General features: G+C 73.4%; 22 protein-coding genes. 10 read left to right on the forward strand and 12 right to left on the reverse strand.

The features are described 5' to 3' along the window. Window positions 1–521: 521 nt before the first annotated feature. Window positions 522–1,265, reverse strand: a complete 744-nt coding sequence (locus SCWH03_RS04125) for a DUF2470 domain-containing protein (protein WP_173261925.1) — start codon at window positions 1,263–1,265, stop codon at window positions 522–524. A 386-nt stretch (window positions 1,266–1,651) separates the two neighbouring features. Between SCWH03_RS04125 and SCWH03_RS04130 the strand changes: the two genes are divergently transcribed. Both SCWH03_RS04130 and SCWH03_RS04135 read left to right on the forward strand, forming a co-directional pair. Continuing rightward, complete coding sequence (locus SCWH03_RS04130) at window positions 1,652–3,121, forward strand: aldehyde dehydrogenase family protein (RefSeq protein ID WP_173261928.1); 1,470 nt, start codon at window positions 1,652–1,654, stop codon at window positions 3,119–3,121. Between the two features lie 299 nt (window positions 3,122–3,420). Next, window positions 3,421–5,001 (forward strand): GMC family oxidoreductase, encoded by a 1,581-nt coding sequence (locus tag SCWH03_RS04135; RefSeq protein WP_173261931.1) that lies wholly within the window; start codon window positions 3,421–3,423, stop codon window positions 4,999–5,001. Between the two features lie 122 nt (window positions 5,002–5,123). Here SCWH03_RS04135 and SCWH03_RS04140 read toward each other — a convergent pair whose 3' ends face one another. Together SCWH03_RS04140 and SCWH03_RS04145 are read right to left on the reverse strand one after the other, a co-directional pair. Beyond that, window positions 5,124–7,343: an NADP-dependent isocitrate dehydrogenase gene (locus SCWH03_RS04140; protein WP_173261934.1), complete on the reverse strand. Its 2,220-nt coding sequence runs from the start codon at window positions 7,341–7,343 to the stop codon at window positions 5,124–5,126. Window positions 7,344–7,728: 385 nt separating this feature from the next. Then, window positions 7,729–8,706, reverse strand: a complete 978-nt coding sequence (locus SCWH03_RS04145; RefSeq protein ID WP_173261937.1) for an SAM-dependent methyltransferase — start codon at window positions 8,704–8,706, stop codon at window positions 7,729–7,731. A gap of 649 nt (window positions 8,707–9,355) precedes the next feature. On the opposite strand from SCWH03_RS04145, the gene SCWH03_RS04150 reads away from it, so the two are divergent. The 3 genes from SCWH03_RS04150 to SCWH03_RS04160 all read left to right on the forward strand — a co-directional run bounded on the left by SCWH03_RS04150 (window position 9,356) and on the right by SCWH03_RS04160 (window position 12,586). Then, a complete protein-coding gene (locus SCWH03_RS04150) occupies window positions 9,356–10,474 on the forward strand; it encodes an NAD(P)/FAD-dependent oxidoreductase (RefSeq protein WP_254076549.1) in 1,119 nt (372 codons plus the stop codon). A 347-nt stretch (window positions 10,475–10,821) separates the two neighbouring features. Then, window positions 10,822–11,319 (forward strand): peptidylprolyl isomerase, encoded by a 498-nt coding sequence (locus SCWH03_RS04155; protein ID WP_173261940.1) that lies wholly within the window; start codon window positions 10,822–10,824, stop codon window positions 11,317–11,319. A gap of 520 nt (window positions 11,320–11,839) precedes the next feature. Continuing rightward, on the forward strand, window positions 11,840–12,586 hold the full coding sequence (locus SCWH03_RS04160; RefSeq protein ID WP_173261943.1) for a VOC family protein: 747 nt from the start codon (window positions 11,840–11,842) through the stop codon (window positions 12,584–12,586). 111 nt (window positions 12,587–12,697) lie between these two features. On the opposite strand, the gene SCWH03_RS04165 is transcribed toward SCWH03_RS04160, so the two are convergent. Together SCWH03_RS04165 and SCWH03_RS04170 are read right to left on the reverse strand one after the other, a co-directional pair. Beyond that, a complete protein-coding gene (locus SCWH03_RS04165) occupies window positions 12,698–14,857 on the reverse strand; it encodes a DUF1996 domain-containing protein (protein ID WP_173262514.1) in 2,160 nt (719 codons plus the stop codon). 288 nt (window positions 14,858–15,145) lie between these two features. Then, window positions 15,146–16,033, reverse strand: a complete 888-nt coding sequence (locus SCWH03_RS04170; RefSeq protein ID WP_173261946.1) for a universal stress protein — start codon at window positions 16,031–16,033, stop codon at window positions 15,146–15,148. Window positions 16,034–16,385: 352 nt separating this feature from the next. Between SCWH03_RS04170 and SCWH03_RS04175 the strand changes: the two genes are divergently transcribed. Continuing rightward, the gene (locus SCWH03_RS04175; protein WP_173261949.1) at window positions 16,386–17,027 is read left to right on the forward strand and encodes an LAETG motif-containing sortase-dependent surface protein; all 642 of its coding nucleotides are present in this window, start codon (window positions 16,386–16,388) and stop codon (window positions 17,025–17,027) included. A 100-nt stretch (window positions 17,028–17,127) separates the two neighbouring features. Here the strand turns inward: SCWH03_RS04175 and SCWH03_RS04180 are convergent, their stop codons facing one another. After that, window positions 17,128–17,529, reverse strand: coding sequence for a DUF5997 family protein (locus SCWH03_RS04180; protein WP_173261952.1), 402 nt, complete (start codon window positions 17,527–17,529; stop codon window positions 17,128–17,130). A gap of 57 nt (window positions 17,530–17,586) precedes the next feature. On the opposite strand from SCWH03_RS04180, the gene SCWH03_RS04185 reads away from it, so the two are divergent. Then, a complete protein-coding gene (locus tag SCWH03_RS04185) occupies window positions 17,587–18,384 on the forward strand; it encodes a LysR substrate-binding domain-containing protein (RefSeq protein WP_173261955.1) in 798 nt (265 codons plus the stop codon). Window positions 18,385–18,417: 33 nt separating this feature from the next. On the opposite strand, the gene SCWH03_RS04190 is transcribed toward SCWH03_RS04185, so the two are convergent. Continuing rightward, on the reverse strand, window positions 18,418–18,588 hold the full coding sequence (locus SCWH03_RS04190; RefSeq protein WP_173261957.1) for a hydrophobic protein: 171 nt from the start codon (window positions 18,586–18,588) through the stop codon (window positions 18,418–18,420). A gap of 166 nt (window positions 18,589–18,754) precedes the next feature. Between SCWH03_RS04190 and SCWH03_RS04195 the strand changes: the two genes are divergently transcribed. Further along, window positions 18,755–18,928, forward strand: a complete 174-nt coding sequence (locus SCWH03_RS04195) for a CsbD family protein (RefSeq protein ID WP_173261960.1) — start codon at window positions 18,755–18,757, stop codon at window positions 18,926–18,928. A gap of 329 nt (window positions 18,929–19,257) precedes the next feature. On the opposite strand, the gene SCWH03_RS04200 is transcribed toward SCWH03_RS04195, so the two are convergent. From SCWH03_RS04200 to SCWH03_RS04215, 4 genes are all read right to left on the reverse strand, one after another. Continuing rightward, the gene (locus SCWH03_RS04200; RefSeq protein ID WP_173261963.1) at window positions 19,258–19,740 is read right to left on the reverse strand and encodes an NUDIX hydrolase; all 483 of its coding nucleotides are present in this window, start codon (window positions 19,738–19,740) and stop codon (window positions 19,258–19,260) included. Between the two features lie 9 nt (window positions 19,741–19,749). Then, window positions 19,750–21,354: an apolipoprotein N-acyltransferase gene (gene lnt / locus SCWH03_RS04205; protein ID WP_173261966.1), complete on the reverse strand. Its 1,605-nt coding sequence runs from the start codon at window positions 21,352–21,354 to the stop codon at window positions 19,750–19,752. A 401-nt stretch (window positions 21,355–21,755) separates the two neighbouring features. Then, on the reverse strand, window positions 21,756–22,319 hold the full coding sequence (locus SCWH03_RS04210; protein WP_173261969.1) for a hypothetical protein: 564 nt from the start codon (window positions 22,317–22,319) through the stop codon (window positions 21,756–21,758). A gap of 154 nt (window positions 22,320–22,473) precedes the next feature. Beyond that, window positions 22,474–23,277, reverse strand: coding sequence for a glutamate racemase (locus tag SCWH03_RS04215; RefSeq protein ID WP_173261972.1), 804 nt, complete (start codon window positions 23,275–23,277; stop codon window positions 22,474–22,476). Between the two features lie 58 nt (window positions 23,278–23,335). On the opposite strand from SCWH03_RS04215, the gene SCWH03_RS04220 reads away from it, so the two are divergent. Then, entirely contained in the window at window positions 23,336–24,526 is a 1,191-nt protein-coding gene (locus tag SCWH03_RS04220) for a glycosyltransferase (protein WP_173261975.1), read from the forward strand. Window positions 24,527–24,539: 13 nt separating this feature from the next. On the opposite strand, the gene SCWH03_RS04225 is transcribed toward SCWH03_RS04220, so the two are convergent. Next, entirely contained in the window at window positions 24,540–25,832 is a 1,293-nt protein-coding gene (locus SCWH03_RS04225; protein ID WP_254076550.1) for a TerD family protein, read from the reverse strand. 297 nt (window positions 25,833–26,129) lie between these two features. Here SCWH03_RS04225 and SCWH03_RS04230 point away from each other — a divergent pair, with 297 nt between their 5' ends. Next, window positions 26,130–26,582, forward strand: coding sequence for a DUF6643 family protein (locus SCWH03_RS04230; protein WP_173261977.1), 453 nt, complete (start codon window positions 26,130–26,132; stop codon window positions 26,580–26,582). The last annotated feature ends 9 nt before the right edge of the window (window positions 26,583–26,591 follow it).

Raw genomic sequence — 26,591 nt, forward strand, 5'->3', positions numbered from 1 at the left:
TGCAGATGACGGCGGAGGACCGCGAGGACGGCGGAAACGGCAGGGGACGGCGGAAGACGGCAGGGGACGGCGAGGGCGGTCACCTGCGGCACGGCACCGCCTCCGCCTGCCCCGGCCCGCCACCGGCGCACGGTCCGCTGTCCGCCGCGCAGCCACCGGCACTCCCGGCCGCCGGCCTCCGCCACCTGGCCGGCTCCGCTGTTCCCGCGACGTCGAGCCCGCACCCCTGCCGCATCCGGCGCGCCCTGCCCGGGAAGCCAGCGGCCGGCCGGTGCACCCGTGTGGTCACGGCACCAGGCTGTGCGGGGGTCCCGGCGGGGTGCAGAGGGCGGCCGCCCGAGGGGCCGCGTGGATGATCGCGCCGACCAGGTCGGCGGCCGGCTCCCGGGTGGGACCCTCACCGGTCCTCCCGGAACGCTCCGCAGCAGGCCGTCCGGGGTAATCCCCACCGGGCCACCCGGGGTGCTCCGCAGCGGTCCGCGCGCCGCTGCGGGCGGGGAACCGCTCGGGGCGTCCGCCGGTCACGGCCGGCTCGGCAGCCGGCTGCCCCTGCGGCAGGCGCGGGCCGCCGCCAGGAGCGCCCCGACGCGGTCGCGGACCTGCCCGGGCTCGTCCACGGGGGCGGGGAAGCGCAGAGGGACGTCCTCGTCGCTGTGCGGGTACTCGAGCCGGAGGATGATCCCCCGGCTGTCCAGGGCCAGCGGCCACACCCGGACCACGCTCTGGAGGAGCCGCGGGTCCACCAGCCGGGTGAGCAGGGCCACGACATCGGCGTGGTCGTCGACGAGGTGGGTGAGCATCGCGGCCTCGTGGAGGGCGAGCACATCCGGCCGGGCCAGGGCGAGTTCGTCGAGGCCGACGGTCACCCGCTCCGCGGGCGTCTCCAGGGCGACATGCGCGGTGACCATCCGGAACGCGGCGGTGCCGGACTCCCCGCCTTCCGGCGCGGCCCGGGCCAGCCATCCGGCGATGGTGACGCGGGAGCGCACCCGGTCCCGGACCGCGACCGGCGCGACGTCGGTGAACTTGAGTACGACGGGGAGCGTGCCGCGCGGCGCGAGCGCGACCTCGCCGGCCAGCCGGCAGTCGGCGGGCAGCCGCAGCAGCGGCCTGCCGTCCTCGCCGACGCTGTGCAGACCGCCGCCGACCAGGTCCCAGGTGTGCCCGTCGGTGACGGCCGTGAACGATTCGGCGGCGGCCAGCACGGTGCGCACCCGTTCGGCCGGGCTCGCCTGCCCGTCCGCGCAGACGTCGTCAGCAGTCATTCCACACCCCTCGTCCAGTTAGGTAAGGCACACCTAACTTAACCCATGACCCGGTGTGTGCGCATCATGCGCCGAGGCCGGTGCCGGGCCTGCGCGCCGGGCCCGCTCCGCCCGGGTGGGGGGGCAGACCGCCGAGAGCGCGGCGCACCGAGCGGCGCACCGCTGTTGCGGAGCGCCGCTCGTACGATCGCGGCATGGCTGGACGGGATGAGCCCGCGCTGCGCACACGACCGGGCACTGCGGGTGACGCGGTCCGCGGCGCGGACGCCGCTCGCGGTGCAGAGCAGGCCCGGGCTCTCTAGCCTCGAATCAGAAGAGACGTGCAGGACCTCGCGCACCGGCGCACCCCGGTACGCCCGCCCGTCCCCTCCCGGAGGTGGCCCCAGATGCCCGAACTCTTCATCGGCGGCAGGTGGACAGCCGCGGCCGGCGGGGGGAAGCGGGAGATCCGCTGCCCGGCCGACGGCACACTGGTGGCGGCCGTCGACGAAGCCGGACCGGAGGACGCCGCGGCCGCCGTCGCCGCCGCCCGCGACGCCTACGACCGCGGGCCCTGGCCCCGCACTCCGGCCGCCGAACGCGGTGAGCTGCTGGTGCGCACCGCCGCCCTGCTCGAGCGCGACAAGGCGGAGTTCGCCCGCGCCGAGTCGCTGGACACGGGCAAACGGCTGGTGGAGAGCGTGTACGACATGGACGACATCGCCGAGTGCTTCCGCTGGTTCGGCCGTCTGGTCGCGGCCGGCGGTCACGACCGCGTCGTCGACACCGGCCGGCCGGACGTCGACAGCCGCGTGGTCCACGAACCCGTGGGGGTCTGTTCGCTCATCACCCCGTGGAACTACCCGCTGCTGCAGACCTCCTGGAAGGTCGCTCCGGCGCTCGGCGCCGGCAACACCTTCGTCCTCAAGCCGAGTGAACTCACCCCGCACACGGCGGTGCTGCTGATGCGGGTGCTCAGCGAGGCCGGGCTGCCGGACGGGGCAGCCAATCTGGTCCTGGGCGCGGGCGCCGTCGTCGGAGCCCCGCTCACCGAGGACCCCGGGGTCGACATGGTGTCGTTCACCGGTGGCCTGGTCACCGGCCGGCGCATCATGGCCGCCGCCGCGCCGACGGTGAAGAAGGTGGCGCTGGAACTCGGCGGCAAGAACCCGAACGTGGTGTTCTCGGACGCCGCGTTCGAGGCCGCGGTGGACTATGCGGCGACCGCCGTCTTCCTGCACTCCGGCCAGGTCTGCTCGGCCGGAGCGCGGCTGCTGGTGCAGGAGGGACTGCACGACGCGTTCGTCGCGGAGATCGTCGAACTGGCGGAGTCCATCAGGCTGGGCGGGCCGTTCGACGAGAACGCCCGCGCGAGTCCGCTGATCTCCGCAGGGCACCTGGAGAAGGTCGAGGCGTACGTCGAGGCCGGTCTCGCCGAAGGCGCGGTCCTGCGCTGCGGCGGCTCCCGGCCGGACGATCCGGGGCTCGCGAACGGCTTCTACTACCGGCCGACCGTGCTCGACGAGTGCACCCCGGACATGACGGTGGTGCGTGACGAGTCGTTCGGACCAGTGCTGACCGTGGAGCGGTTCCGCGACGAGGAGGAGGCCCTCGCCCTCGCCAACGACACCGTCTACGGTCTCGCCGGTGCCGTCTGGACCCAGGATCCGGCACGGGCCCACCGGGTGGCCGCGCGGCTGCGGGCCGGAACGGTGTGGATCAACGATTTCCATCCGTACGTACCGCAGGCGGAGTGGGGCGGGATGAAACAGTCCGGGTTCGGCCGCGAACTCGGTCTGGCCGGCCTGGCGGAGTACCGCGAGGCCAAGCACATCTGGCGCAATCTCGCGCCGGGCGCGCAGAGGTGGTTCGCATGACGGCGGACGGGGCCGGCACCGCGTGCGGCGGACCCCTGTCCCCACCGCCCGGAGCGGAGAGCCCCTCCCGCGGTCAGCGCCGGGCGGTACAGGCCCGCCGGTCGGTGCCCCCTGCCGACGCGGGCCCTGCCGACGCAGGCCCTGCCGGGAGCGTCCGGCGCCGGCCGACGGTCCCACCCGCCTCCCCGCAGTGCGCCCGCGCGCCCCGACCGGTGCCCCGGCGGCTACCCGACGAGCCGGGGGCAGGACCGCACTCGTCCGGTCGCGCCCCGGCGGCTCCCTGACGATCTGGAGATGCCATGCCCTCACCCACGTCAGCGCCGGAGTTCGACCATGTGGTCGTGGGCGGCGGCTCGGCCGGCGCCGTCGTCGCCGCACGACTCAGCGAGGACCCCGGCGTCAGCGTGTGCCTGCTGGAAGCCGGCCCTTCCGACGTGGGCGACGACAGCGTCCTGGTGCTCGACCGCTGGATGGCCCTGCTGGAGTCCGGCTACGACTGGGACTACCCGGTCGAACCGCAGGAGAACGGCAACAGCTTCCTCCGCCATGCCCGCGCGAGAGTCCTCGGCGGCTGTTCATCGCACAACTCCTGCATCGCGTTCTGGGCGCCCGCGGAGGATCTGGACGAGTGGGCCGCGGCGGGGTGCGCCGGATGGAGCGCCGCGGACTGCTTCCCGCTCTACCGACGGCTGGAGCAGAACGACGCGCCCGGCGACCACCACGGCCGCTCGGGCCCGGTGCATGTGCGGACGGTCCCCCCGAAGGACCCGTGCGGGCGCGCCCTGCTGGCGGCCTGCGCCGAGGCGGGCATCCCGACGACCCCGTTCAACGCCGGCACCACGGTGGTGCGGGGCGCCAACTGGTTCCAGATCAACGCCCGTCCGGACGGGACCCGCGCGTCCGCATCGGTGTCGTACCTGCACCCGGTGCTCGGCAGGCGGCCCAACCTGGAGGTGCGGACCGGAGTACGGGCGCGCCGGCTGCTGTTCCAGGGCGACGGCCGGTGCACGGGTGTCGAGTACCTGGAGCCGGACACCGTCCACACATCGGCGGTGACCGCCCGCGGTGAGGTGATCGTGGCGTGCGGGGCCATCGACTCGCCCAAGCTGCTGATGCTGTCGGGCATCGGCCCGGGCGGGCATCTGCGGGACGTCGGCGTCGACGTACGCGTGGACGCCCCCGGTGTGGGCTCCCATCTGCAGGACCACCCGGAGGGAGTGATCATGTGGGAGGCGAAGCAGCCCATGGTCACCACCTCGACCCAGTGGTGGGAGATCGGCATCTTCGCGGACACCGAGCCCGGCCTGGACCGGCCGGACCTGATGTTCCACTACGGCTCCATGCCCTTCGACATGAACACCTACCGGCAGGGCTATCCCACGTCCGGCAACGCCTTCACGCTGACGCCGAACGTGACCCGGGCCCGTTCGCGGGGGACGGTCCGGCTGCGCAGCCGGGACTTCCGCGACAAGCCGAGGGTGGACCCCCGCTACTTCACGGACGAGCACGACATCCGCGTGATGACCCACGGGCTGCGGCTGGCGCGGGACATCGTCTCCCGGACCCCGATGGCCGACTGGGCCGGGGCGGAGCTCGCCCCCGGGCCCGGGACCACGGGCGACGACGAACTGTTCGCGTATGTGCGCGCCACCCACAACACCGTCTACCACCCGGCGGGAACGGTGCGCATGGGGGCCGAAGGCGATCCGCGGTCCCCGCTCGACGCGCGGCTGCGGGTCAAGGGCGTACGGGGTCTGCGGGTGGCCGACGCCTCGGTGATGCCGCTGCTCACGACGGTCAATCCGGGTATCACCACGATGATGATCGGCGAGAGGTGCGCCGACATGGTCAAGGCGGACGCGGCCGCGGGGGACGGCTGAGCGGAACCCGGCGGGCAGCGGAGCGCGTCTGCGGGGCAGGGTGGCGAGGCCCCCTCCCGGAGTCCTGGCAGGGCCCGGGTGCCGGGGCGTCCCCGCGTGGGGACGCCCCGGCACCCACGGGTTCAGCCGAGCGTCGCCAGCGCCCGGTTGAGGGTCTGCGACGGGCGCATGACCGCCGAGGCCCTGGTGGCGTCCGGCTGGTAGTAGCCGCCGATGTCGGCCGACGAGCCCTGTACGGCGATCAGCTCGTCGACGATCCTGCCCTCCTGCTCGGTCAGCGTCCCGGCGAGCCCGGCGAACGCCTGCGCCAGCTGGGCGTCGTCGGTCTGCCTGGCGAGTTCCTGCGCCCAGTACAGCGCCAGGTAGAAGTGGCTGCCGCGGTTGTCGATGCCGCCGAGGCGGCGGCTCGGGGACTTGTTCTCGTTGAGGAAGGTGCCGGTGGCCCGGTCCAGCGTCTCGGCCAGGATACGGGCGCGTGCGTTGCCCGTGGTGGCGGCGAGGTGCTCGAAGCTGACGGCGAGCGCCAGGAACTCGCCGAGGCTGTCCCAGCGGAGGTAGTTCTCCTTGAGGAGCTGCTGGACGTGCTTCGGCGCGGAGCCGCCGGCGCCGGTCTCGAACAGTCCGCCGCCGTTCATCAGCGGGACGACCGAGAGCATCTTGGCGCTGGTGCCCAGCTCCAGGATCGGGAACAGGTCGGTCAGGTAGTCGCGCAGCACGTTTCCGGTGACCGAGATGGTGTTCTCACCACGGCGGATGCGCTCCAGCGAGAAGCGGATCGCGTCCACCGGGGCCATGATCTCGATCCGCAGGCCCTCGGTGTCGTGCTCGGTCAGATACCGGCGGACCTTCTCGATCAGCCGGGCGTCGTGTGCGCGGCCCTCGTCGAGCCAGAAGACCGCCGGGTCGCCGGTGGCGCGGGCGCGGGTGACGGCGAGCTTCACCCAGTCCTTGATCGGCGCGTCCTTGGTCTGGCACATACGGAAGATGTCGCCGGCGCTGACCGTCTGCTCGATCACCGCGTTGCCGTCGGCGTCGACCACGCGGACGGTGCCGGTGGCGGGGATCTCGAACGTCTTGTCGTGGCTGCCGTACTCCTCGGCCTTCTGGGCCATCAGCCCGACGTTCGGGACGGAGCCCATGGTCGACGGGTCGAAGGCGCCGTTGGCGCGGCAGTCGTCGATGACGACCTGGTAGATGCCCGCGTAGCTGCTGTCCGGGATGACGGCGAGGGTGTCCGCCTCCTGGCCGTCCGGGCCCCACATATGGCCGGAGGTGCGGATCATCGCCGGCATGGAGGCATCGACGATGACGTCGCTCGGCACGTGCAGGTTCGTGATGCCGCGGTCGGAGTCGACCATCGCCAGGGCGGGGCCCTCGGCGAGCTCGGCCTCGAAGGAGGCCTTGACGGCGTCGCCCTGGGGAAGCGACTCCAGGCCCTTGAGGATGCCGCCGAGGCCGTCGTTGGGGGTCAGGCCGGCGGCGGCGAGGGCGTCGCCGTACTCGGCGAAGGTCTTCGGGAAGAAGGCCCGTACCACGTGGCCGAAGACGATCGGGTCGGAGACCTTCATCATCGTGGCCTTGAGGTGGACCGAGAACAGCACGCCCTCGGCCCTGGCACGGGCGACCTGCTCGCCGAGGAACTCGCGCAGGACGGCCACCCGCATCACGGACGCGTCCACGACCTCGCCGGCGAGCACCGGCACCGACTCGCGCAGCACGGTGGTGCTGCCGTCGTCACCGGCGAGCTCGATGCGGAGGGTGCCGTCCTCGGCGACGACGGTGGACTTCTCGGTCGAGCGGAAGTCGTCGCCGGTCATGTGCGCGACGTTGGTTTTGGACTCGGGGCTCCATGCGCCCATGCGGTGCGGGTGCGCCTTGGCGTAGTTCTTCACCGAGGCGGGGGCCCTGCGGTCGGAGTTGCCCTCGCGCAGCACCGGGTTGACGGCGCTGCCCTTGACCTTGTCGTAGCGGGCGCGGATGTCGCGCTCCTCGTCGGTCTTCGGGTCGTCCGGGTAGGCTGGCAGCGCGTAGCCCTGCTCCTGGAGTTCGGCGACCGCCGCCTTCAGCTGCGGGATCGACGCCGAGATGTTGGGCAGCTTGATGATGTTGGCGCCGGGGGTCTTGGCCAGTTCGCCGAGCTCGGCGAGGGCGTCGTCGATGCGCTGGCCCTCCTGAAGGTACTCGGGGAACTGGGAGATGATCCGTCCCGCCAGCGAGATGTCCCGGGTCTCCACGGCGACTCCGGCCGTCGAGGCGTACGCCTGGATCACCGGCAGGAACGAGTACGTCGCCAGGGCCGGGGCCTCGTCAGTGTGTGTGTAGATGATGGTCGAGTCACTCACCGGGTGCTCCGCTCTCCACGTCTGCAACATTGCTCGACATCAAGATATCTCGGTGCGACTCGGCACTCGACAGTGGCCTGCCCCACAGGCGGCGCGAAACCGCCTGCCCGCGCTCTCGCGCTCGGCGCCCCGCACCCCGGGGGCAGGGGGCAGGGTTTGCGCGTCCGAAGGAGGCGGGTCCCGGGGCAGGTGGACAGGTGGGCACCGAGGCCCCGCGCGGACACCGGCAGACACCGGCGGCACCAGCGCGGGGCCAGGCCGCACCCAGACCTGGAGCACGGCCCGCACTGGACCAGGACCGGAACCGGAACCAGAACCAGAACCAGAACCGGAACCAGGACCAGGACCAGGACCAGGACCGGAACCGGAACCGGAACCAGGGAAGTCAGACCTTCTGGAAGACCATCCGCAGTGCGGTGTAGCGCCGCTCGCGCAGGAACTTCAGCGCGGTGCGCTGCTCCCTGATGATGTCCGCGACCGCGTCCTCCCCGATGAGTTCCGCTCCTCTGCCCCGGTTGGCCTGCGCCCGCTCAAGCCAGGTCGCCACCGTCTTCACACCGTCGTCGGGATCACTGCGCACTTCCGGGATCCGGAACAGGCCGCGTGCCGCCTCGGTGAGCTCGCTCCGGGTCGGGAGAAAGACCTCGGGGAAGACCTTGCGGGAGGCGTGCATGCCCTCGCGGAGGTTGCCGAAGCCGTCCCGGACGTCCTGCAGGGCCGTGCGCACCCGCGCGCGCCCGTGTACGTCGCGGCCGGCGGGCCGGCGCGGCGGGAGCGCCAGGGACGTGAACCATCCGCCGCTGTTCCACGCATTGGCCTGGAGGGAGATGCGTCCACCGGGCCGCAGCCAGGTGTGGCAGCGCTCGAAGAACGTGCGGTAGCTGGCGACCCGCCTGCGCCTCAGCATGGTCGTGCCGGCGAAGTGCTCGATGGCCTCGATCGCGATGATGGCGTCGTACGGGGCGTCCGGCTCGTGGTCGAACCAGTTCTCCGCCAGGATCTCGCAGTTGGGCCAGCCCCGCTGGCGGATCCAGGCCGCCTGGCCCGGACTCATCGTGAGCCCGACGGCATGGCCCACTCCGTGGTTCTCCACCAGGCGCTGCATGAGGCTGCCCCACCCGCAGCCGACGTCGAGCACCCGGCCGGCGCCCGTCGCCCGCGCGGCCTCGGCGTGATGGTCCAGCTTGCGGATCTGCGCCGACTCGAGCGTGTCGCCGTCCTCCCACATGGCGTAGGAGTAGACGAGTTCGGGGCCGAGGGTCAGCCGGTAGAACTCACCCAGGAAGTCGTACTGATGAACGATCGCCTCGGACGATGTGCCCTTGTACGCGGATGTTCTTCGCGACCCGGTCAACGCGATCACCTGCCTGCCTGTCGATTCGGTGCGGGTTTCCGACGGCCGCGGGCGGGCCGGATCGGGAACGGCGGCAGCCGTTCGTGGGAGGTGTGCGTGCACCACGGCCGGGCGAGGCGGTTCTGACCGGAGTACGGGGCTCCACCCGGCCGCCGGCCCACAGGCGCCCCGGCCCGCGGTTCGCGGAACGCACCCTTCGATCACCCTAACCCTGCGCGCCCGGTCCGGCACGCTGGGCAAGCACCCGGGCGACGGGGCGAAGGCGGCGGGCTGCCCGGCGGCAGTCCGACCCGCGACCCGGCTCGCCGTCGCCCGGGGCGCCGGGATCCACGTCGCCACCTGCTCACCGGCGGCGCGGCGCCCGGCGGTGGAGCCGGATGCCGCGTCCGCCGGAGCGGACGCCCCTCCGTTCCGCGCGCCCCGGACCCGGCCCTCCTGTTCACCTTCCGCCGGAAGCCCGGCACCAAGGGCCCTGGAGGCCCTCCCGGACGGCCCCGGACACGGCCGCCGACCGCCGACCGCCGGACGCGGACAACAGGCACCGGCACGGGCACGGGCACGGGCACCAGCCGGACACCCGTACAGGCGACACCTGAGGTGTTTGCCGATTCGGCAAGGGGGATTGCCACTCTGCTCGGGCGAAGCGCAGAGTGGAGCCATGGACGGGACGAACGAGGCACACGCCATGGACGGGATGAACCAGACGCCCGGGAGGGACGCGATGGACGGGGCGGATCCGGTACACAGGACGGACACGACGCACAGGACGGGCGCGGCCCGCGGGACGGACGCGAGGGACCTCGCCGAGCTGGATGTCGTGGTGGTGGGAGGCGGCGCCGCCGGGCTGTCCGCCGCGCTGACGCTGGCCCGGGCCAGGAGGACCGTGCTGGTCATCGACTCCGGCGAGCCGCGCAACGCCCCCGCCGCAGGCGTCCACGGCCTGCTGGGCCGGGAGGGGATGCCGCCGGGAGAGCTGGTGCGGACGGGGCGCGAGGAGGTCAGCCGGTACGGCGGTGTGGTCGTAGCGGACACGGTGACCGGTACGCACCGGGACGGCGACCGTTTCGTCGTGGAGACCGCCGGCGGCCGCAGCCACCGGGCACGGCACCTGCTGGTGGCCTCCGGCCTGGTCGACGAGCTGCCCGCGGTTCCAGGACTGCGCGAACGCTGGGGCCGCGATGTACTGCACTGCCCGTACTGCCACGGCTGGGAGGTACGGGACGAGCCGATCGGGGTGCTCGCGAGCGGCCCCAAGGCGGTGCACCAGGCGCTGCTGTTTCGGCAGTGGACGCCCGATGTGACCCTCTTCCTGCACACGGCGGACGCCCCGGACGGGGAGCAGCGGGAGCAGCTCGCGGCACGAGGCGTCACCGTGGTCGACGGTGAGGTGGCCGGGCTGCTGATCGAGGACGACCGGCTGTGCGGCGTGCGGCTGGCGTCGGGACGGCGGGTGGCGCTGAGGGCCCTGGCCGTGGCACCCCGCTTCCTGGCACGCGGGGACGTGCTGGCCGGGCTCGGCGTGACACCCGTCGAGCACCCCATGGGCGTGGGCCGGTATGTGGAGGCCGACGCGCGGGGGGCGACGGAGGTGGAGGGGGTGTGGGTGGCCGGCAATGTCGGCGACCTCATGGCGAGCGTGGCCGCGGCTGCGGCGTCCGGCGCCCAGGCGGCCATGGCGATCAACGCCGAGCTGATGGCCGCCGACACCGCGGCGGCGGTGTCGGCGCGCCGCTCGGCGGCCCCTGCCCCCGGGGTCTTCGCGGCGCCCGCGGAGTGAGGGCGCCGGACCCGGCCTCCGTCAGCCGGTGCCCGCAGGACCGAGTCGGCGGTCGGCGAACGGGTGCTCGGGGAACGCCGTCACGGGCTCGATTCCCTGCTCGGCGGTGGTCGCGGCGGAGAGGGGTGGGACACCGGGCGTGCGGGGCGGAGCCGGGCACGCCGCAGTCGCTGCGGCCCGTCCGGTGTACGGGGCCGACTCCGCCACGGGACCGTGCCGCGCATTCGCACAGACCGGTGCATCGCCGGCGCGCTGCCACGAGCGCGCCCGGCGTGGGCACCCTCCCGGCTCCCGGCCGGAGGGGTCTGGTGTGACCCCGTACCAGCGCGGATGACAGCATGGGCCCCATGAGCAATGACGTTTTCTTCGACATCACCATCGACGACGAGCCCGCCGGGCGAATCGTCTTCACTCTGTTCGACGATGTGGTACCCGAGACCGCGCGGAACTTCCGCGAGCTCGCCACCGGTGAGCACGGCTTCGGATACGAGGGCTCCGGCTTCCACCGTGTCATCCCGGACTTCATGCTGCAGGGCGGTGACTTCACGGCCGGAAACGGCACGGGCGGCAAGAGCATCTACGGTGAGAAGTTCGCCGACGAGAACTTCCAGATCAAGCACACCAAGCCCGGCCAGCTGTCCATGGCCAACGCGGGCCCGAACACCAACGGCTCGCAGTTCTTCATCACGACCATCGTCACCGACTGGCTGGACAACAAGCACGTCGTGTTCGGCGAGGTCGTCGAGGGCATGGACATCGTGAAGCGGATCGAGTCGCTGGGCTCGCGCAGCGGCGCCACCCGGGCGAGGATCAGCATCGCCAAGTCGGGCGTCGTCGGAGGCTGACTCCGGCGGGCTGCCGCCCCGGCCCCGGCACGGGTCCCCGACCCACCGGGGCGGGGCGCGGCCCTCCCCTCCGAACGCCGTGCCTGCGCGTGGGCCGCCACCGCGCTGGCCGGTGGCCATGTGCTGTACGAGGGTCGCAAGCACCGGCGACAGCACCTGACGCCACGTCAGGTCGACAGCGGGTGAGACCGCCGGCCGCCCGCGAGCGGCGACGACCGATCGGCGCCTCGGCCGAACCGGCAAGATCCGCACGGGTCGGGGGCCGATGAGGTCCGGTGCGGGACCGGGACACGGCCCGGGCTGCTCAACCCGGAGTCTCACGACGAGACACGACGAGACGCGACGAGACGCAGGGTGAAGCGGGGTGACACGGGGTGACGCGCCACGGCGGGCCCCGGACGAGCGGAGTAGCGTGGAGGTTCCAGTCTCGCGTGTCCAGACGCGTGCGGCATGGAGATGGGCGGCTGCCGTGTCTACGTCAAGTCATGCGCTGTTCGGCGCTCCGTGCTGGGTGAGCCTGATGGCTCGCGATCTCCCGGCGGCGGAGCGGTTCTACTCCGAGGTGCTCGGGTGGGCCTTCCGCCCCACCCGGCTCGGTGACGAGTTCTCCGTCGGCTTCCTCGACGGCACTCCGGTCGCCGGTGTCGGAGCCGTCGCGGACAGCCTCTCGGTCGCGGTGGCGTGGACACCGTACTTCGCGGTCGACGACGCGGACACGACCGCTGCCCGGATACGGGAGCGCAGCGCGACGGTGGCAGTGGGCCCGCTCAGCTTCGGCACCGGCCGGGCGGCGCTGGCCGCGGACCGCGACGGCGCCGTGTTCGGCATCTGGCAGGGCAAGGCCATCCCCGACTGGAGCATGGGCACCGACAAGGCCCCGGCCTGGCTGGAGTTGCGCACCCGCGACGCCCTCGAGGCGGCGATCTTCTACGCCGAGGTGCTGGACTGGGCCTGCGCACAACCCGGTTGCTGCCAGGTGGCCTACGAGGGCGGCCATGTCGTCCTACGGCACCAAGGCGACATGGTCGCCCGGATCACCGGCGGCGCGGTCGAAGAAGCCCCCGACCCGCACATCCGCCCCCGCTGGCACGTGTACTTCTATGTACCGGACGTGGACTCCGCCGTACGGACGGCCGTCGGGCTCGGCGGTCGGATCAGCGCACCGACCGGCCCTTCCGGCGCGGACGACTGGGTGACCCTCCGCGATCCCGACGGCGGCCTGTTCACCGTCACGTCAAGCGACCCGCTGCCGGGGTCCCCGCGCTGAACCGCCGGCCCGCCGAGGGGCACGGGGCGCTGCGGCACGGCCCGGCCGGTCCCCGTCCCGAGGGGGACCGGCCGGGCCCGAGGCGTATCGGGGACCGGGAAAGGATCCGCGTCAGCCGCGCCCGGCCGCCCCACGCTGCGGACGGCGACGGGTACGCAGCAGCAGCGCACCCGCCGCGAGCAGCACGGCCCCGGCCGCGGACGGCCACAGCTGCGCACCGGTCTCGGCGAGTCCGCCACCCTGGCTCCCCGCGCTCTGGCCGCCGGCCAGAGGGCTGCCGCCGCCGTTGGGCTCGGCGGCGTTGGGCTCGGCGGCGTTGGGCTCGGCGGCGTTGGGCTCGGCGGCGTTCTCCGCCGCGGCCTCGGTGGGCTCGGCGGCGGTCTCGCCGTCGCCCGCATCCGTCTGCGCGGAGTCGTTCCTCCCGGCGGACGAATCCGAACCCGAATCCGAACCCGAGCCCGAGGACGAACCGGCAGCGGAATTGGCCAGGACCTCGGGATTCTTCACCTCGCCGCCGCCCTCAGGCGCGGTCCGGTCCACGGGGCCGCCGTCGGCGCTGTCGTCGGCGCCGCTGTCTCCCGAGCCGTTCTCAGCGGAACCGGAATCCTTCTGGACTCCACCGTCCTGCCCGGAACCCTCCTGCCCGGCACCGTCCTGCCCGGCATCGGGCTCGCCGTCCCCGCCGGGGGCACCCGGTGCGTCCTGGCCGCCCGCCGCGCCGTCGCTGGGCGGAGCCTGGTCGCCCGGATCCGCCCCGTTGTCCCCGTCACCGCTGTTGCCGTCACCGCTGTTGCCGTCAGCGCCGTTTCCGTCACCGCCGCCGTCCGCAGGAGGTGCGCCGGTGTCCTCGGGGCCGCACTGGCGGTTCCCGTTGATGCAGCTCACGAGCTCCTCCATCAGGTTGTCGTCGAAGACGTTGATGAAGTCGCCGTGGTCGGTGATGGGCTTGTGCAGCTGCTCCGGGAAGGAGTCGACCGCGTAGACGCTGGGGTCGGCCCCGTCGAAGACCGGCGGCGGCACGTCGTACACGATGCGCTGCACGAGCTTGGGTATGGCGCGGAAGCCGCTGGGGCAGGCGCCGTTGGCCTGGGCGAAGGCGACATGGGTGCGGTGGTTGGCGCTGTCGGTGTTCTGCCCGTCCCAGCAGCTCTGGAACGTGAACGTCCGCACCACCTGGCTGCCCTGGGGGCAGATCGGGTACTTGTCCTTCAGCTGGCGGTTCTCGAAGCCGGTGCAGCTCCAGGAGGCGTTCGCGTTGGCGTCGCCGTTGACGAACGCCTTGGCGTCGCCGGTGATGATCCGCAGGAACCGCGGCATCGCGGTCACCTTGGACCGCGGGTTGCCCACGAAGTCCATGGTGACCTCCGAGGGCGTCTGGATCTCGCCGACGTTCTGGTCCCTGCCGCCGCCGTCGGCGTCGGCGTCGGCCTCCTGCTGTCCGTTCTGCAGCCGCAGCACCGGCCAGAAGTACGACGACTTGTCGCCCTGGTCCACACACGTCGTCTCGCCTGCCGCGAGGTCGTCGTCGCTGGCGAAGGCGTCGTTGGCCTGGTTGCCGATGTAGTCGTGCATATGGTGCGCGCCGTTGGCGACACCCGGCGCGACGATCACGTTGTCCGGGTTGAAGTTGCCGTTCTCGTTCACCCCGCAACTCGTCGTGAAGACACCGCGGGAGACACCGCGCCGGTTGCCCCGCGGGTCACCGGCGTTCGGCCGGACGGACGTGATGTCGACGAAGTCCGACTGCTCCGGACCGTTCCCCGCCTGACCGCCACTGCCACCATCCTGACCGGCGTCGTCCTGACCACCGCCCTGGCCCTGATCCTGTCCCTGGCCGTTGCCGTCCTGACCCTGGCCGCCGTCGTCGGCCTCGTCCTGCTTCAACTCGCACGCGGCCAGGTCCTCGAGGCCCTTGGGCCGATCGCCCGCACGGCCGATCGCCGTGGCGATGCGGTCGAGGCTGGCCGTCCGCTTGTCTTCCAGCGGACCGAGGAGGGCGTTCTGGGCGAACCCGGGGTCCTGCGCGACCTGCTCCCGCTGCTCGGCGAAGCGCTGGTACGCCTCCGTGATCTGGCTGTCCATCGCGGCCAGTTCCCTGTCGACCTCGCGCCGCGCCGCGTCCGGGACCTCCGAGAGCCCGTTCACCGCCTCGGGGCACTTGATGGTGGAGGCCGAGGCGCCGGCTCCCAGGGTCCGGTCCTGCGACTTCCCCCATCCCTCGCCGGCCGAGGCATAGGTGTTGACGGCGATCAGCCCGCCACCGCCCAGCATGAGCGCGATCGAGGCCGCCACTGCTCTCCTGCCGCCCGTCGAGCGCCTGCGTACACTTCTTCTCAATGGAACTCCTGTGCGTCTCTGCCGGTTCGCGCGTGGACGCGAACGGCTGTGGGGATCCGCTGAGTTCCATACGGACATCGGTCGGCGGGCGTTCAGATCGGGCGGCAGCTCTTCGCCCCGCCGCGGCGGGACAGCCCATGGGCACGCTTCGCCCGCGCCTGTCCCGGGGGCCGCCCGGCCCGAGCACACAAGGCACGCCCCTGGACCGCGGCAGCAGGCCCCTCAGGTGCCGGTGCCGCCTGCGCGTACGACGGCGACGGGGCAGTGTGCGTGATGGAGCATGGCCTGGCTCACCGATCCCAGCAGCAAACCCGTGAAACCTCCGCGCCCGCGGGCGCCGACGACCAGGACCCGCGCCCATGCGCTCGCCTCGATCAGCAGCTTCCGGGTGTCGCCGCGCACCGGCCGGTGCTCCACCGGGACGCCCGGGTACCGCTCCCGCCTGCCTGCCAACGCCGCGGCCAGCAGAAACTCCTCAGGCTCCGCGGCGCCTGGTGAATTCGCGCCGGGCATGGAGGGGTCCCGGGGCGCAGGCGACGGCGACGACCTCCAGGATGTCCACGCGTGCAGGGCGAGAACTCCTGATCCGCGCAGTGCGGCCTCCGCGAAAGCGAAGTCGACCGCCGCCTCGCTCGCGGGAGAACCGTCGACGCCCACCAGCACGGGACCGGCGGCCCTGGATGCCTCCCGTACCACAAGCACCGGGCATCGTCCGTGCGCGGCCAGATGCACGGCCGTCGACCCCACGAGGAGGCCGACGAAGCCGCCCGTTCCCCGGGAACCCACCACGACGAGTTCCGCTCCCTGGGACTCCGCCTCGAGCACCGTGCGCGGCTCGCCCGGGACCACCACGGAGGCGACCTCCACCTCGGGTGCCGCTGCCGCGGCACGCCGGACCGCTTCGGCCGCGAGGCGGTCGGCCATGTTCCGCAGCCCGCCCTCGGGCGGCCCGTACGACGGCGGGCCGAGCGGCACCTTCATCCTGGCCCAGATGAACGCGTGCACCAACCGGAGAGAGGCACCGCGCCACCGGGCCTCCCTGGCCGCCTCCTCCACCGCGACCAGTGCGGACTCCGATCCGTCCACTCCCACCACCACCAGGCCGCCCATGACGCCACCTCTCGCACCGGGGGTCCGTGCTCACTACCAGGCTCACCCCGTTCGCACCCGGCCGCCAGACCACGGAGGTCCCCGGCCCCGCGGCCGGTGCCGGGGTGGTGCCGCTGCACAGGCGCGGTCACACCTCCGGTTCCGGCCGCCCAGTGCGGCCGGAACCCGGCTCGGTGCCGCACCAGGCGCCGTACGCCCCGGCACGGCCGGCGGGTGGATCGCCGCGCCGCCGAACCGGCCGAGCAGGCCCACTACGCGGAGCCGGTCGTCGGGGGCGGAGTGAACCGCGCTGCACGGAGGGAGTACTGTGCGCTGCCGTCAGACCATGTGTCAGGACAACCATGGAGGATTGATGAATGCACCCACCCGTGCGTGGAAGCGCTCGGGCGCTCTTATAGCGGGCGCTGCCCTCGGACTTGCCGGAGTGGGCGTGAGCGCGGTTCCGGCGTCGGCCCACACGCCCGTCTGGACGGTGACCTGTTCCGAGGTCACCGTCGAACTCAAGGCGTACAGTCCCAGCGTCACCAACACGGTGACGATCACCGCCGACGGCAAGGACCTGCTGCCCACGCAGGAGTTCGGGCGCGAGTTCAGCGAGACCCTGCAGCTGCCCGAGCACAACTCCGAGGTCCGGGTACGTCTCGTCGTGAAGGCAGGCGACGGGGACCGCTTCTCGCGTGACGAGACCAAGACCGCGCCCGTCTGCGAGACCCCGGAGCCCTCCGAGCCGCCCCAGGAACCGGAGCCCTCGGAGCCCCCGAACTCCGAACCGCCGAACTCCGAACCGCCGAGCACGGAACCTCCCGGCTCCGAACCGAGCACCGAGCCTCCCGGCTCCGCGGCTCCGCCCGCACCGGAACCGAGCACGCCGCCCCTGGCGGAGACCGGCGGCTCCAGCGCCACACCGGTGGTCGCGGGCGCCGCTGCGGCTGCGGTCGCGGCGGGTGCCGGCATCCTCGTGGTGACGCGCAGGCGCCGCGCCGGCCGCGGCTGACCGAGCACCGCCATGACCGTGCCCCGGGGTCCGGAAGGCCCCGGGGCACGGTCATGGCCTCACCACGCCGGAACCCCGGTGCCGTGGCGCCATCCGCCCCTCAGGAGCGCTCTTCGGCCTCGGCGTCCTTCCCGGCCCGCTTCTCCTTGAGGCGCACGGTCTCCTTGCGCACCTCTGCCTGGGTCGCGCGCTCCCGCCGGAGCCACTCGGGCCCCTCCTGCTTCAGCGCCTCGATCTGCTCCGTCGTCAGGGCCTCGGTGACCCCGCCCCTGGCCAGGCCCGAGATGGAGACGCCCAGCTTCGCCGCGACGACGGGCCGGGGGTGCGGGCCGTTGCGCCGCAGCTCGCGGAGCCACCCCGGCGGGTCGGCCTGGAGCGCGTTGAGTTCGGCGCGCGAGACGGTTCCTTCCCGGAACTCCGCGGGTGTGGCCTCGAGGTACACACCCAGCTTCTTCGCCGCCGTGGCGGGCTTCATGGTCTGGGTGCCGTGGTGCGACGTCATGGCTCCAGGATATCGAGCGTGTGCACCAGCCCGGACCACGCCGGATACCCTGGAGCGGTGACCGCCCCGGAAGCTCCCCCCTCGTTCAGGCTCGCCTACGTCCCCGGCGTGACCCCCGGCAAATGGGCGCGGATCTGGCAGGAGCGGCTGCCCGGCACCCCTCTGGATCTCGTCGCGGTACCGGCTGCCGAGGCACAGCGGCTGCTGCGTGACGGGAAAGCCGACGCGGGGGTGGTGCGGCTGCCCGTCGACCGCGCCTTCTTCAGCGCCATCCCGCTGTATACGGAGACGACGGTCGTCGTCGTGCCGAAGGACCACGCGGTCGCCGCCGTCGACGAGGTCTCCCTGGACGACCTGGCCGAGGACGTCGTGCTCCACCCGCTGGACGACACTCTCCAGTGGGAGGGTCCGCCGGGCCTTCCCGCGGTCGAACGGCCGGCGACGACAGGGGACGCGATCGAGCTCGTGGCCGCGGGGGTGGGTGTGCTGGTGGTGCCGCAGTCCCTCGCCCGTCTGCACCACCGCAGGGACCTCACCTACCGGACGGTGACGGACGCCCCTCGGTCGGGCGTCGCCCTGTCCTGGCCCGAGGACCGGACCACCGATCTGGTGGACGACTTCATCGGCATCGTCCGCGGGAGGACCGTCAACAGCACGCGGGGCCGGCGCCCCTCCCCCGCCGACCGGCCGGAGGGCACCGCGAAGGACCAGCCGAAGGACGGGGCCCGGCGCTCCGGCCGCCCGGCGGGCGGCGCGTCCGCGGCGGGCGGCCGGCGCGGTGCAGCCACCGGGCGTGGCGGTACTCAGGCCGGGCGCCGGGGAACCAGACCCGGCAGGCCGCGCCGCCGTTCCTGACCGCCGGAGCGGACTCCGGCGGTCGGAGCCGCCTTACCAGCGGTACCAGCGTCCTCGACCGCCCCCGGGCCCGGCCGGCCTGACGACGAAACCGAGCAGCCATACGACGAGAACGATCGCGGCGATCCACCAGAGCGCTTCGAGAGCGAATCCGGCGCCGAAGAGCAGCACGGCGAGTAGGAGAACCAGAAGCAACGGGACCATGTCTATCAACCTCCGACGCCACGGTTGCCCCGGCTCCGCGCATTCACACCCGGGGAGCGGACGACCGCTCGCTTGCCTCCTCCCCCGGGTACCGGGGGTTTGACGCGGCGGGCTCCGGTTACTCGACGCGGTGCACCTGTTGTCGAGCAACCGGGAAGTGAGAGTCATGGCCGCGGACGAGAAGGCACAGGCCCGCATCGAGCAGGCCAAGGGCAAGGTGAAGGAGATCGTCGGACGCGCCGTCGGCAACGAGCGGCTGACCGCCGAGGGCCGGGCCGGGCAATCGAAGGGCGACATCCGCGACGCGAAGGAGAAGACCAAGGACGCCTTTCACCGCTGAGCGGTACGGTGCGCCCTGACGCCCGGTGCCCGGTGTCCGTACGCGGACACCGGGCCCGCGCCTTTTCCTGCGCCGCCGGGCGGCGGACCGCCCGCGGCAGGCCCGCTCGCACCCGATCGACCCCGTGCTCCACCCGCGGGCGAGCCGTGCCGGGTGGGATGGCCGGCCCCGGTGACCAGAGCGGTGCGGCCGCCGAGGTCAGGGGTGCCGGGCGGATTCAGAGCGGATACGGCGGAGGGGACGGGACGGGGGCGGGACCCGGGTCGATGGCCACGGTCCGCACCCTGGGAAGGGAGGAGACGCCTGCCGGTGTGGTCGGCGGCCACAGGTCATCCGCCGGCCGTGGTGTCGAACCACGTCGGGCCGTCCGTGAGCGCGTGCCTGATCCGGAAGAGCGCGAACTCCTGGAGTTCCGGCAGCGCGTCGAGGTGGAACCACCCCACCTCCAGGGACTCCTCGTCGTGGACGCGCGCCTCGCCGCCCACCGCCCGGCAGCGCAGCGAGACGTCCATGAACTGACAGCGGTCCCCGTTGGGGTAGACGACCGGCCGCGTGAGCGTCTGGACGAGCACGATGCGCTCGGCGACACAGCGTACGGCGGTCTCCTCGTACACCTCGCGTACCGCCGCGGCCGCGGGCTGCTCCCCCGGGTCGGGGATGCCGCCGATGATCGACCAGCCGCCGGTGTCGGCGCGTCGCCCCAGGAGCACCCGGCCGTTGCCGTCGAAGACCACCGCGCTCACCCCCGGCAGGAAGAGCAGCCGGTGGCCGGCGGTGCTGCGGATCTCGCGGATGAAGTCGGGGATGGCCATGGCCCGACCCTAACGGGCCGCGGCCGCCCGCTTCTCCGCACGGGTGCGGCCCGCCCATCCCAGGGCGCCGAGCGCCAGTGCGGCGAGCACACCCTCGGGCACGGCGCCCATCCGGGTCGCGGGCGTCAGGGAGGAGCGCAGCGGCACCTCGGCGACCAGGGCGTCCGGGGTGAACATCCGGGTCTGCTGCGCGATCGTCCCGTCGGGCCGGATGATGGCGCTGACACCGCTGGTGACCGGCACCACGACGGCCCTGCTGTGCTCGACCGCCCGCACCCGGGACATCGCCAGCTGCTGGTAGGTCATCTCGCTGCGGCCGAAGGTGGCGTTGTTGCTGGGTACCGTGATGAGCTGACCACCGTGGGTGACGGTGTCCCGCACGGCCCAGTCGAAGGCCGCCTCGTAGCAGGTGGCGAGGCCCACCCTGGTGCCGGCCAGGTCGAAGACGCCCACCCGGTCGCCGGGGCCGAAGTCGCGGCTGACCCGGTCCACGTCGGAGCTGAACAGGCGGACGAACGGCCGCATCGGGATGTACTCGCCGAACGGCTGCACATGCCGCTTGTCATAGGTGGCCACCGGCCCCTTCCCGGGCTCCCAGGCGATCAGGGTGTTGCGCAGCGGCCCGGTCTCCGGGGTGAGGACCGCCCCGACCACGATCGGCACGCCGACGGCCCTGACGGCCCGGTCGATCGCGAGCCGTGCATCGCTGTTGCGGTAGGGGTCGAGGTCCGAGGAGTTCTCCGGCCAGAGCACGAAGTCCGGCTTGGCCGCCTTGCCCGCGGCGACGTCCTCGGCGAGCTGCTCGGTGCGGGCGGCGTGGTTGTCGAGGACGGCCCGGCGCTGGGCGTTGAAGTCGAGACCGAGCCTCGGCACATTGCCCTGGATCGCCGCGACGGTCGCGGTGCCGTCCTCGGCGGAGTCGTCGACGAGGGGCAGCGCGGCGAGAGCTGCGGTGACCGGGAGCAGGACGGCGGTGGCGGCGGCGGCGACCGGTCCGCGCGGAAGCCGGCCGGTGCTCCGGTACTCACGGATGCGGCGGGCCGTCTCGTACAGCCCGAAGCCGCACAGCGCGACCGCGAAGCCCAGCACGGGGGTGCCGCCCACTGCGGCGAGCGGCAGGAAGGCGCCCTCCGCCTGCCCGAAAGCGATCTTGCCCCAGGGGAACCCGCCGAACGGGACCCGCGCCCGCAGCCCCTCGCCGAGGATCCATACGGCGGCCGCCCACACCGGCCACAGCGGCAGCCGGGACACCAGGGCGATCCCGACACCGGACACCGCGACGAAGAGCGCCTCGACGGCGGCCAGGGCCAGCCAGGGGACGGGGCCGACCTCCTCCCCCGTCCAGACCAGCAGCGGCAGCAGGAAGCCGAGCCCGGCGAGGTGGCCGAGCCCGAACGCGGCCCGCGCGCGCCGCCCGTGAAGGCTCCAGCCGAGCAGGGCGAAGGCGGGGAGCGCCAGCCACCACAGCGGGCGCGGCGGGAAGCTCAGGAACAGCGCGGTCCCGGACAGCACCGCCGCGGCGGGCCTGGTGAGCCGCCGCAGCAGCCGGCGGGCCCGGTCGGGCGAGGCGGGCAGTGGCGGCCGGGTGCCGGCGGGAGTGATGGTGGCGCTCACGTGCCGGAGTCTACGGCGGCGCGAGCCGCTCCCGTCGGCCCGGCCCCGGCGGCCCCGGGCGGCCGGTACCGGCGGCCGGTGTGCACCGGGCACGCGGCCGCGCGGCGGGGGCTCGTCCCGGCCGGAGCGTGCCTCGACCGGGACCGGTCCCGCCCGCAATCGGCGCGCGGCGGGGGACGTACCCGGCGAGCGGATGCGTACCGGTGAACGGGGCCGGTACAGGCGATCGCCCGGGGCCGCACACGGCGGGAGCCCGTACGGCCGGCCCCCACGGCCGGGAGCCCGTCCCCGCTCGGGGCGGGCCGCGCCGCGAGAGACGTGCCGCGCCGCGAGAGACGTGCCGCGCCGCGAGGGACGTGCCAGGGGGGTCGCTGCGCACCGGAGGGACCGGGCTGCCGGGGTCAGAGCGCCCGCGCGGGACCGGTGGCGGCTCCCGGCCGCAGGTGGTCGCGGATCACCCGGACCGCCGTCTCGGCGTCGTCCACCGTGACGGTGTAGGTGCGGCCGTCGCCGAGGGTGAGCGCGATGCCCTCGCCCCGGCGGACGATGACGGCGGTGCCCTGCTCCGGGCGCCAGCGGCAGCCCCAGCCTCCCCAGTGGCGGGGGGTGACCCGGGGAACGAACTCGGCGCCCGCCACCTGGTCGAGCAGGATCCTGCGGCGGGGCACGCCCAGGTGGCCGCAGCGCACCTCCATGGCGTCCCTGTCGATGCGTACCGCCACATGGACGAAGGCGAGGGTCCCGAAGAGCATCAGCAGCCCGGCGGCGACGCAGCCCACGACCGCCATCAGCAGCGGCACGGTGCCGGACGTCCACGGCTCGTCGACGGCGAGTTCGATTCCGAGGGCCATGCAAAACCCTCCGGCGGCGGCCAGCACCCACTGGAGGCGGTTGGTGGCGCGGCCGGTCCAGAGGGCGGGCGGTGGTTGTCCGGCCTGACCCTTGCCACGGGGGTGGTCCGTCATGCCCCGCACAGTACCCACCTCAGGGCGCGGGAGCATCGCCCGGTACGGAGTCCCGGATCCGGCGGTTCCGTTCCTCTGCGCGCTGCCGCCCGGATCGTCCGGGGGGCGTCGCCCGGATCGCCACGGGCCGGCCCGGTCCGCCGCCGGCTGCCGCTCAGGGGGCGGGCGTGACCGGTTTCGCCGCTTCGAGCAGCCTGCCCTCCGCATACGCCCGGGCCTCCGCGGGAAGCCCCGACTCACGTCCGCCGAGCAGTACCGTGAGCCCGCCGTCCGCGGCGGCCGAGGGCGCCGGGCGTGCACCCGCGCGCCGCAGCGCCTGGGCCGCGACGGCGACGGCGGAGCCGTGCAGCACCACCGGCGGGAGCCCTTCCGGGCGGCGCTGCGCCACTGCCGAGCGGATCCGCCCGGCGACGAGTTCGTAGTGGGTGCAGCCGAGCACCACGGCACGTACGTCCGAAGGGGTGAGCGCGGCGGCGGCGGCCACGGCGCGGGCCACTCCCGCCTCGTCCGCCCACTGGACGGCGTCGGCGAGACCGGGGCAGGGCACCTCGGTGACCCGGGCTCCGTCGGCGAACTCCGCCATGAGCCGGCGCTGGTAGGGGCTGCCGGTGGTGGCCGGGGTGGCCCAGATGGCGACGCGCCCGCCCCCGGCGGCCGCGGGCTTGATCGCGGGTACCGTTCCGACGACCGGCAGGCCGGGCTCCAGGGCGGCGCGCAGGGCGGGGAGGGCGTGCACGGAAGCGGTGTTGCAGGCGACGATCAGGGCGTCGGGGCGGTGTGCGGCCGCGGCCGCGGCGACGGTGAGAGCGCGGTCGGCGACGTCCTCCGGGGTGCGCGGGCCCCACGGCATGCCGTCGGGGTCGGAGGAGAGGACGAGATGCGCGTCGGGCCGCAGCCGGCGCACCGCGACGGCCGCCGCGAGGAGGCCGATTCCGGAGTCCATGAGCGCGATCTTCACCCGGTCACCCTAGCCGACCGCCCTTGCGGTCCCCGCGATGTGGTGCAGACTGCGGCGGATGAGCCCCCTTGCCTGGATCGCCCTGACCTCTCTGGCCGCGTGGCTGTGGCTGCTGCTCGGGCAGGGCTTCTTCTGGCGCACGGACCAGCGGCTGCCCCGGTGGACCGCACCGGCGCACTGGCCGTCGGTGGTGATCGTCGTGCCGGCCAGGGACGAGGCCGGCGTGCTGCCGGAGAGTCTGCCCTCGCTGCTGCGGCAGAGCTATCCCGGCAGGGCGGCGGTGGTGCTCGTCGACGACGGCAGTACGGACGGCACGGGCGAACTGGCCCGCAAACTGGGCGAGCAGGGCGAGGGGCTGCCGCTGACCGTGACCTCGCCCGGCGACCCGGAGCCGGGGTGGACGGGCAAGCTGTGGGCGCTGCGGCACGGCATCGAGCTGGCCCGCGCCTCCGGGCCCGACTATCTGCTGCTCACCGACGCCGACATCGCACACGAGCCGGACAGCCTGCGCGAACTCGTCGCGGCCGCGACGGCCAACGGCCTCGCTCTGGTGTCGCAGATGGCGCGGCTTCGGGTGGCGACGGGCTGGGAGCGCCTGGTCGTACCCGCGTTCGTGTACTTCTTCGCCCAGCTCTACCCGTTCCGCTGGGTCAACCGGGAGCCCGCACGGGCCACAGCGGCCGCGGGCGGTTGTGTGCTGCTGCGCACGGAGGTGGCCGAACGGGCCGGGATCCCGGAGTCGGTGCGGCATGCCGTGATCGACGACGTCGCGGTGGCGCGGGCGGTGCGCCGGGCCGGCGGACGGGTCTGGTTGGGGCTCGCCGAGCGGGTGGAGAGCGTCCGCCCCTACCCGCGCCTGGCGGATCTGTGGCGGATGGTGTCCCGGAGCGCCTACACCCAGCTGCGGTACAGTCCGCTGCTCCTGGCGGGGACGGTCTTCGGCCTCGCGGTGGCCTATCTGGTGCCGCCCGTCGCGGTGTGCGCCGCGGTGGTGCCGGGAGTTCCGGGGGGCCCGGGGTCCGCGGTGGCCGGCTGGGCGGGACTGCTGGCCTGGGCGGTGATGGCGGGGACGTACGTCCCGGTGCTCCGCTACTACCGGCAGACGCTGTGGCTCGCCCCGCTGCTGCCGTTCACCGCCCTGCTCTATCTGCTGATGACGGTGGACTCGGCGGTGCGGCACCGCAGGGGGCGGGGCGCGGCCTGGAAGGGGCGTACGTATTCCCGTCCGGAGGCCGCACCCGACCGTTGACGCCCGGTGCGGCTCACTTCCTGCCGGGTGTCCAGTTCATGCCCCATCCGTAGGCGTGGTCGACGGTGCGCTGGGGGCTGACTCCGCGTTCCGGCACCAGGTAGCGGGCCTCCCGCCGGACCACGAGATCGCCGCCCTGGTTGGTGATCAGCGCGAGGGCGCAGACGGTGGCGGGCACGGTGCACTCGTCCAGGGAGAACTCGACGGGGGCGCCGTGCTGCGGCTGGAGGGTGACCGAGGCGCGCAGATCGGCGAAACTGCGGGCGCCCTCGTAGATGGTGACGAAGACGACCACGCGGCGGAGCTTGTCCCGGTGGTCCAGGTTGACGGTGAGGTTCTCTCCGGCGGCCACCGCGCCGGTGCGGTCGTCGCCGTCGAGGTGGATGTACGGAGGCTGGTGGAGTGCGCCGAACGCGTTGCCCAGAGCCTGGACGACTCCCTTGCGGCCGTCTGCCAGTTCGAAGAGTGCGCAGAGGTCGAGATCGAGATCGGAGTGCATCGCCATGGCCCGGCCGAGCTTGGCCCCCCATCCCCTGGACTGCTTGCGCACCTCCCAGTTGAGGTTGACCCGCAGGGCGCCGGATGTGCCGCCCTGCTTGGCGAGCGAGACGGTCGGCACCTCCTTCGTCAGGGTGACCTTGGTGAGGCGTACCGGTCCGGTGGCAGGCACCGGCCCGGGGACGGCCGGCCCGGGCGCGGAGGTGTGCGCCGGTGCCGGCGACGCAGCGGGTGCGGGAGCGGGAGACGCCGGTGCCGAGGGAGGGGCTGCCTGCCGGGGTTCGTCGACCGTGATGCCGAAGTCGGTCGCGAGGCCCTCCAGCCCGCTGTCGTACCCCTGCCCCACCGCCCGGAACTTCCAGGCGCCGTCGCGTCGGTAGAGTTCACCGAGGACGAACGCCGTCTCGACCGTCGCGTCCCGGCTCTCGTAGCACGCGATCTCGGTGCCGGCCGCGGCATCCAGGACCCGTACGTACAGTCCCGGGACCTGACCGAAGCTGCCTCCGTCGGCGGAGGCGGCGAGCACGATGCGTCCGACGGCCGGCTCGACGCGCCCCAGGTCGACCGTGATCCGGTCGGTCGCGGCACCGTCCGCGGCGTGCTTGCCCTCGTGGCGAACCGCGCCCGAGGCGTGCGCCGGCTGGTTGTAGAAGACGAAGTCGCCGTCGGAGCGGACCCTCCCTGATCCCGAGGCGAGCAGGAGCGCCGACGCGTCGACGTCCGGGACCCCGGCGCCCGGGCTCCACCCCAACTCGACCCGAACGCTCGGTGCGGGTACCGGAACATTGGCCCCCTTGAGCATGGGCATCCTCGCCCCCATCTGCCTCGCCCCCATCGTGCTCGTCTTGCTCGTCTTGCTCGTGCCCGGAGAAGTCCGGGCCCGGAGAAGTCCGTGCGGACAAGGTAGCCGCGGCATCGCCGGAACGCCCCGCAGAACCCGCGGGAAACCCCTTCCCAGCTCGCTCTTTACACGATCTGAACATCGAGGCGCGACCGATTTCCCCACGTTCGCTCGGATTGGGGATTCCGGGTCACCAGGCAGTACGTCAAACAACCCTCTTATCGGGCTCCCCAACCAGCACATCCTCCGCTTAACTTAGGTCCCATGACCTCCCCCCGCTCCACCTACGGCGGCGGTTACCAGTCCGCGCCGTCCTTTCCCGACACCCCGATCTACGACTCCCTGGTCGCCGAGCGGGGCACGCCTCAGATCGCGCCGATCCGAGTGCCCTCCGCGTACGACACCGGCAGCAGCCAGCCGCCGGCACTGCCCGCGGCCCTGCCCGCCCTCCCGGCGGCCCCCGCCCAGCCCGGCCCGGCCTACGGCTACCCCCAGCCCGCGTCGCCACCGGTACCGCTGCAGCAGGCGGCCGCCCCGTACATCCCCCAGCAGTCCGCCGGCCCGCGCGGCTACCCGGGCGGCCAGCAACAGCACACGCCCCGCCCGATGGCAGGCGGGTACGAGGCGATGCGGCCGGCCGCATCGCCGCGGCCGATGCCCGCGCCCCCGCCGTACGACGACCCGTACCACCGGCCCTACCAGGGCGGTGGCTACTGAGACCGGCCT

This window comes from Streptomyces pacificus (assembly GCF_011766325.1).
In the GTDB taxonomy this organism is placed as follows: Bacteria; Actinomycetota; Actinomycetes; order Streptomycetales; family Streptomycetaceae; genus Streptomyces; species Streptomyces pacificus.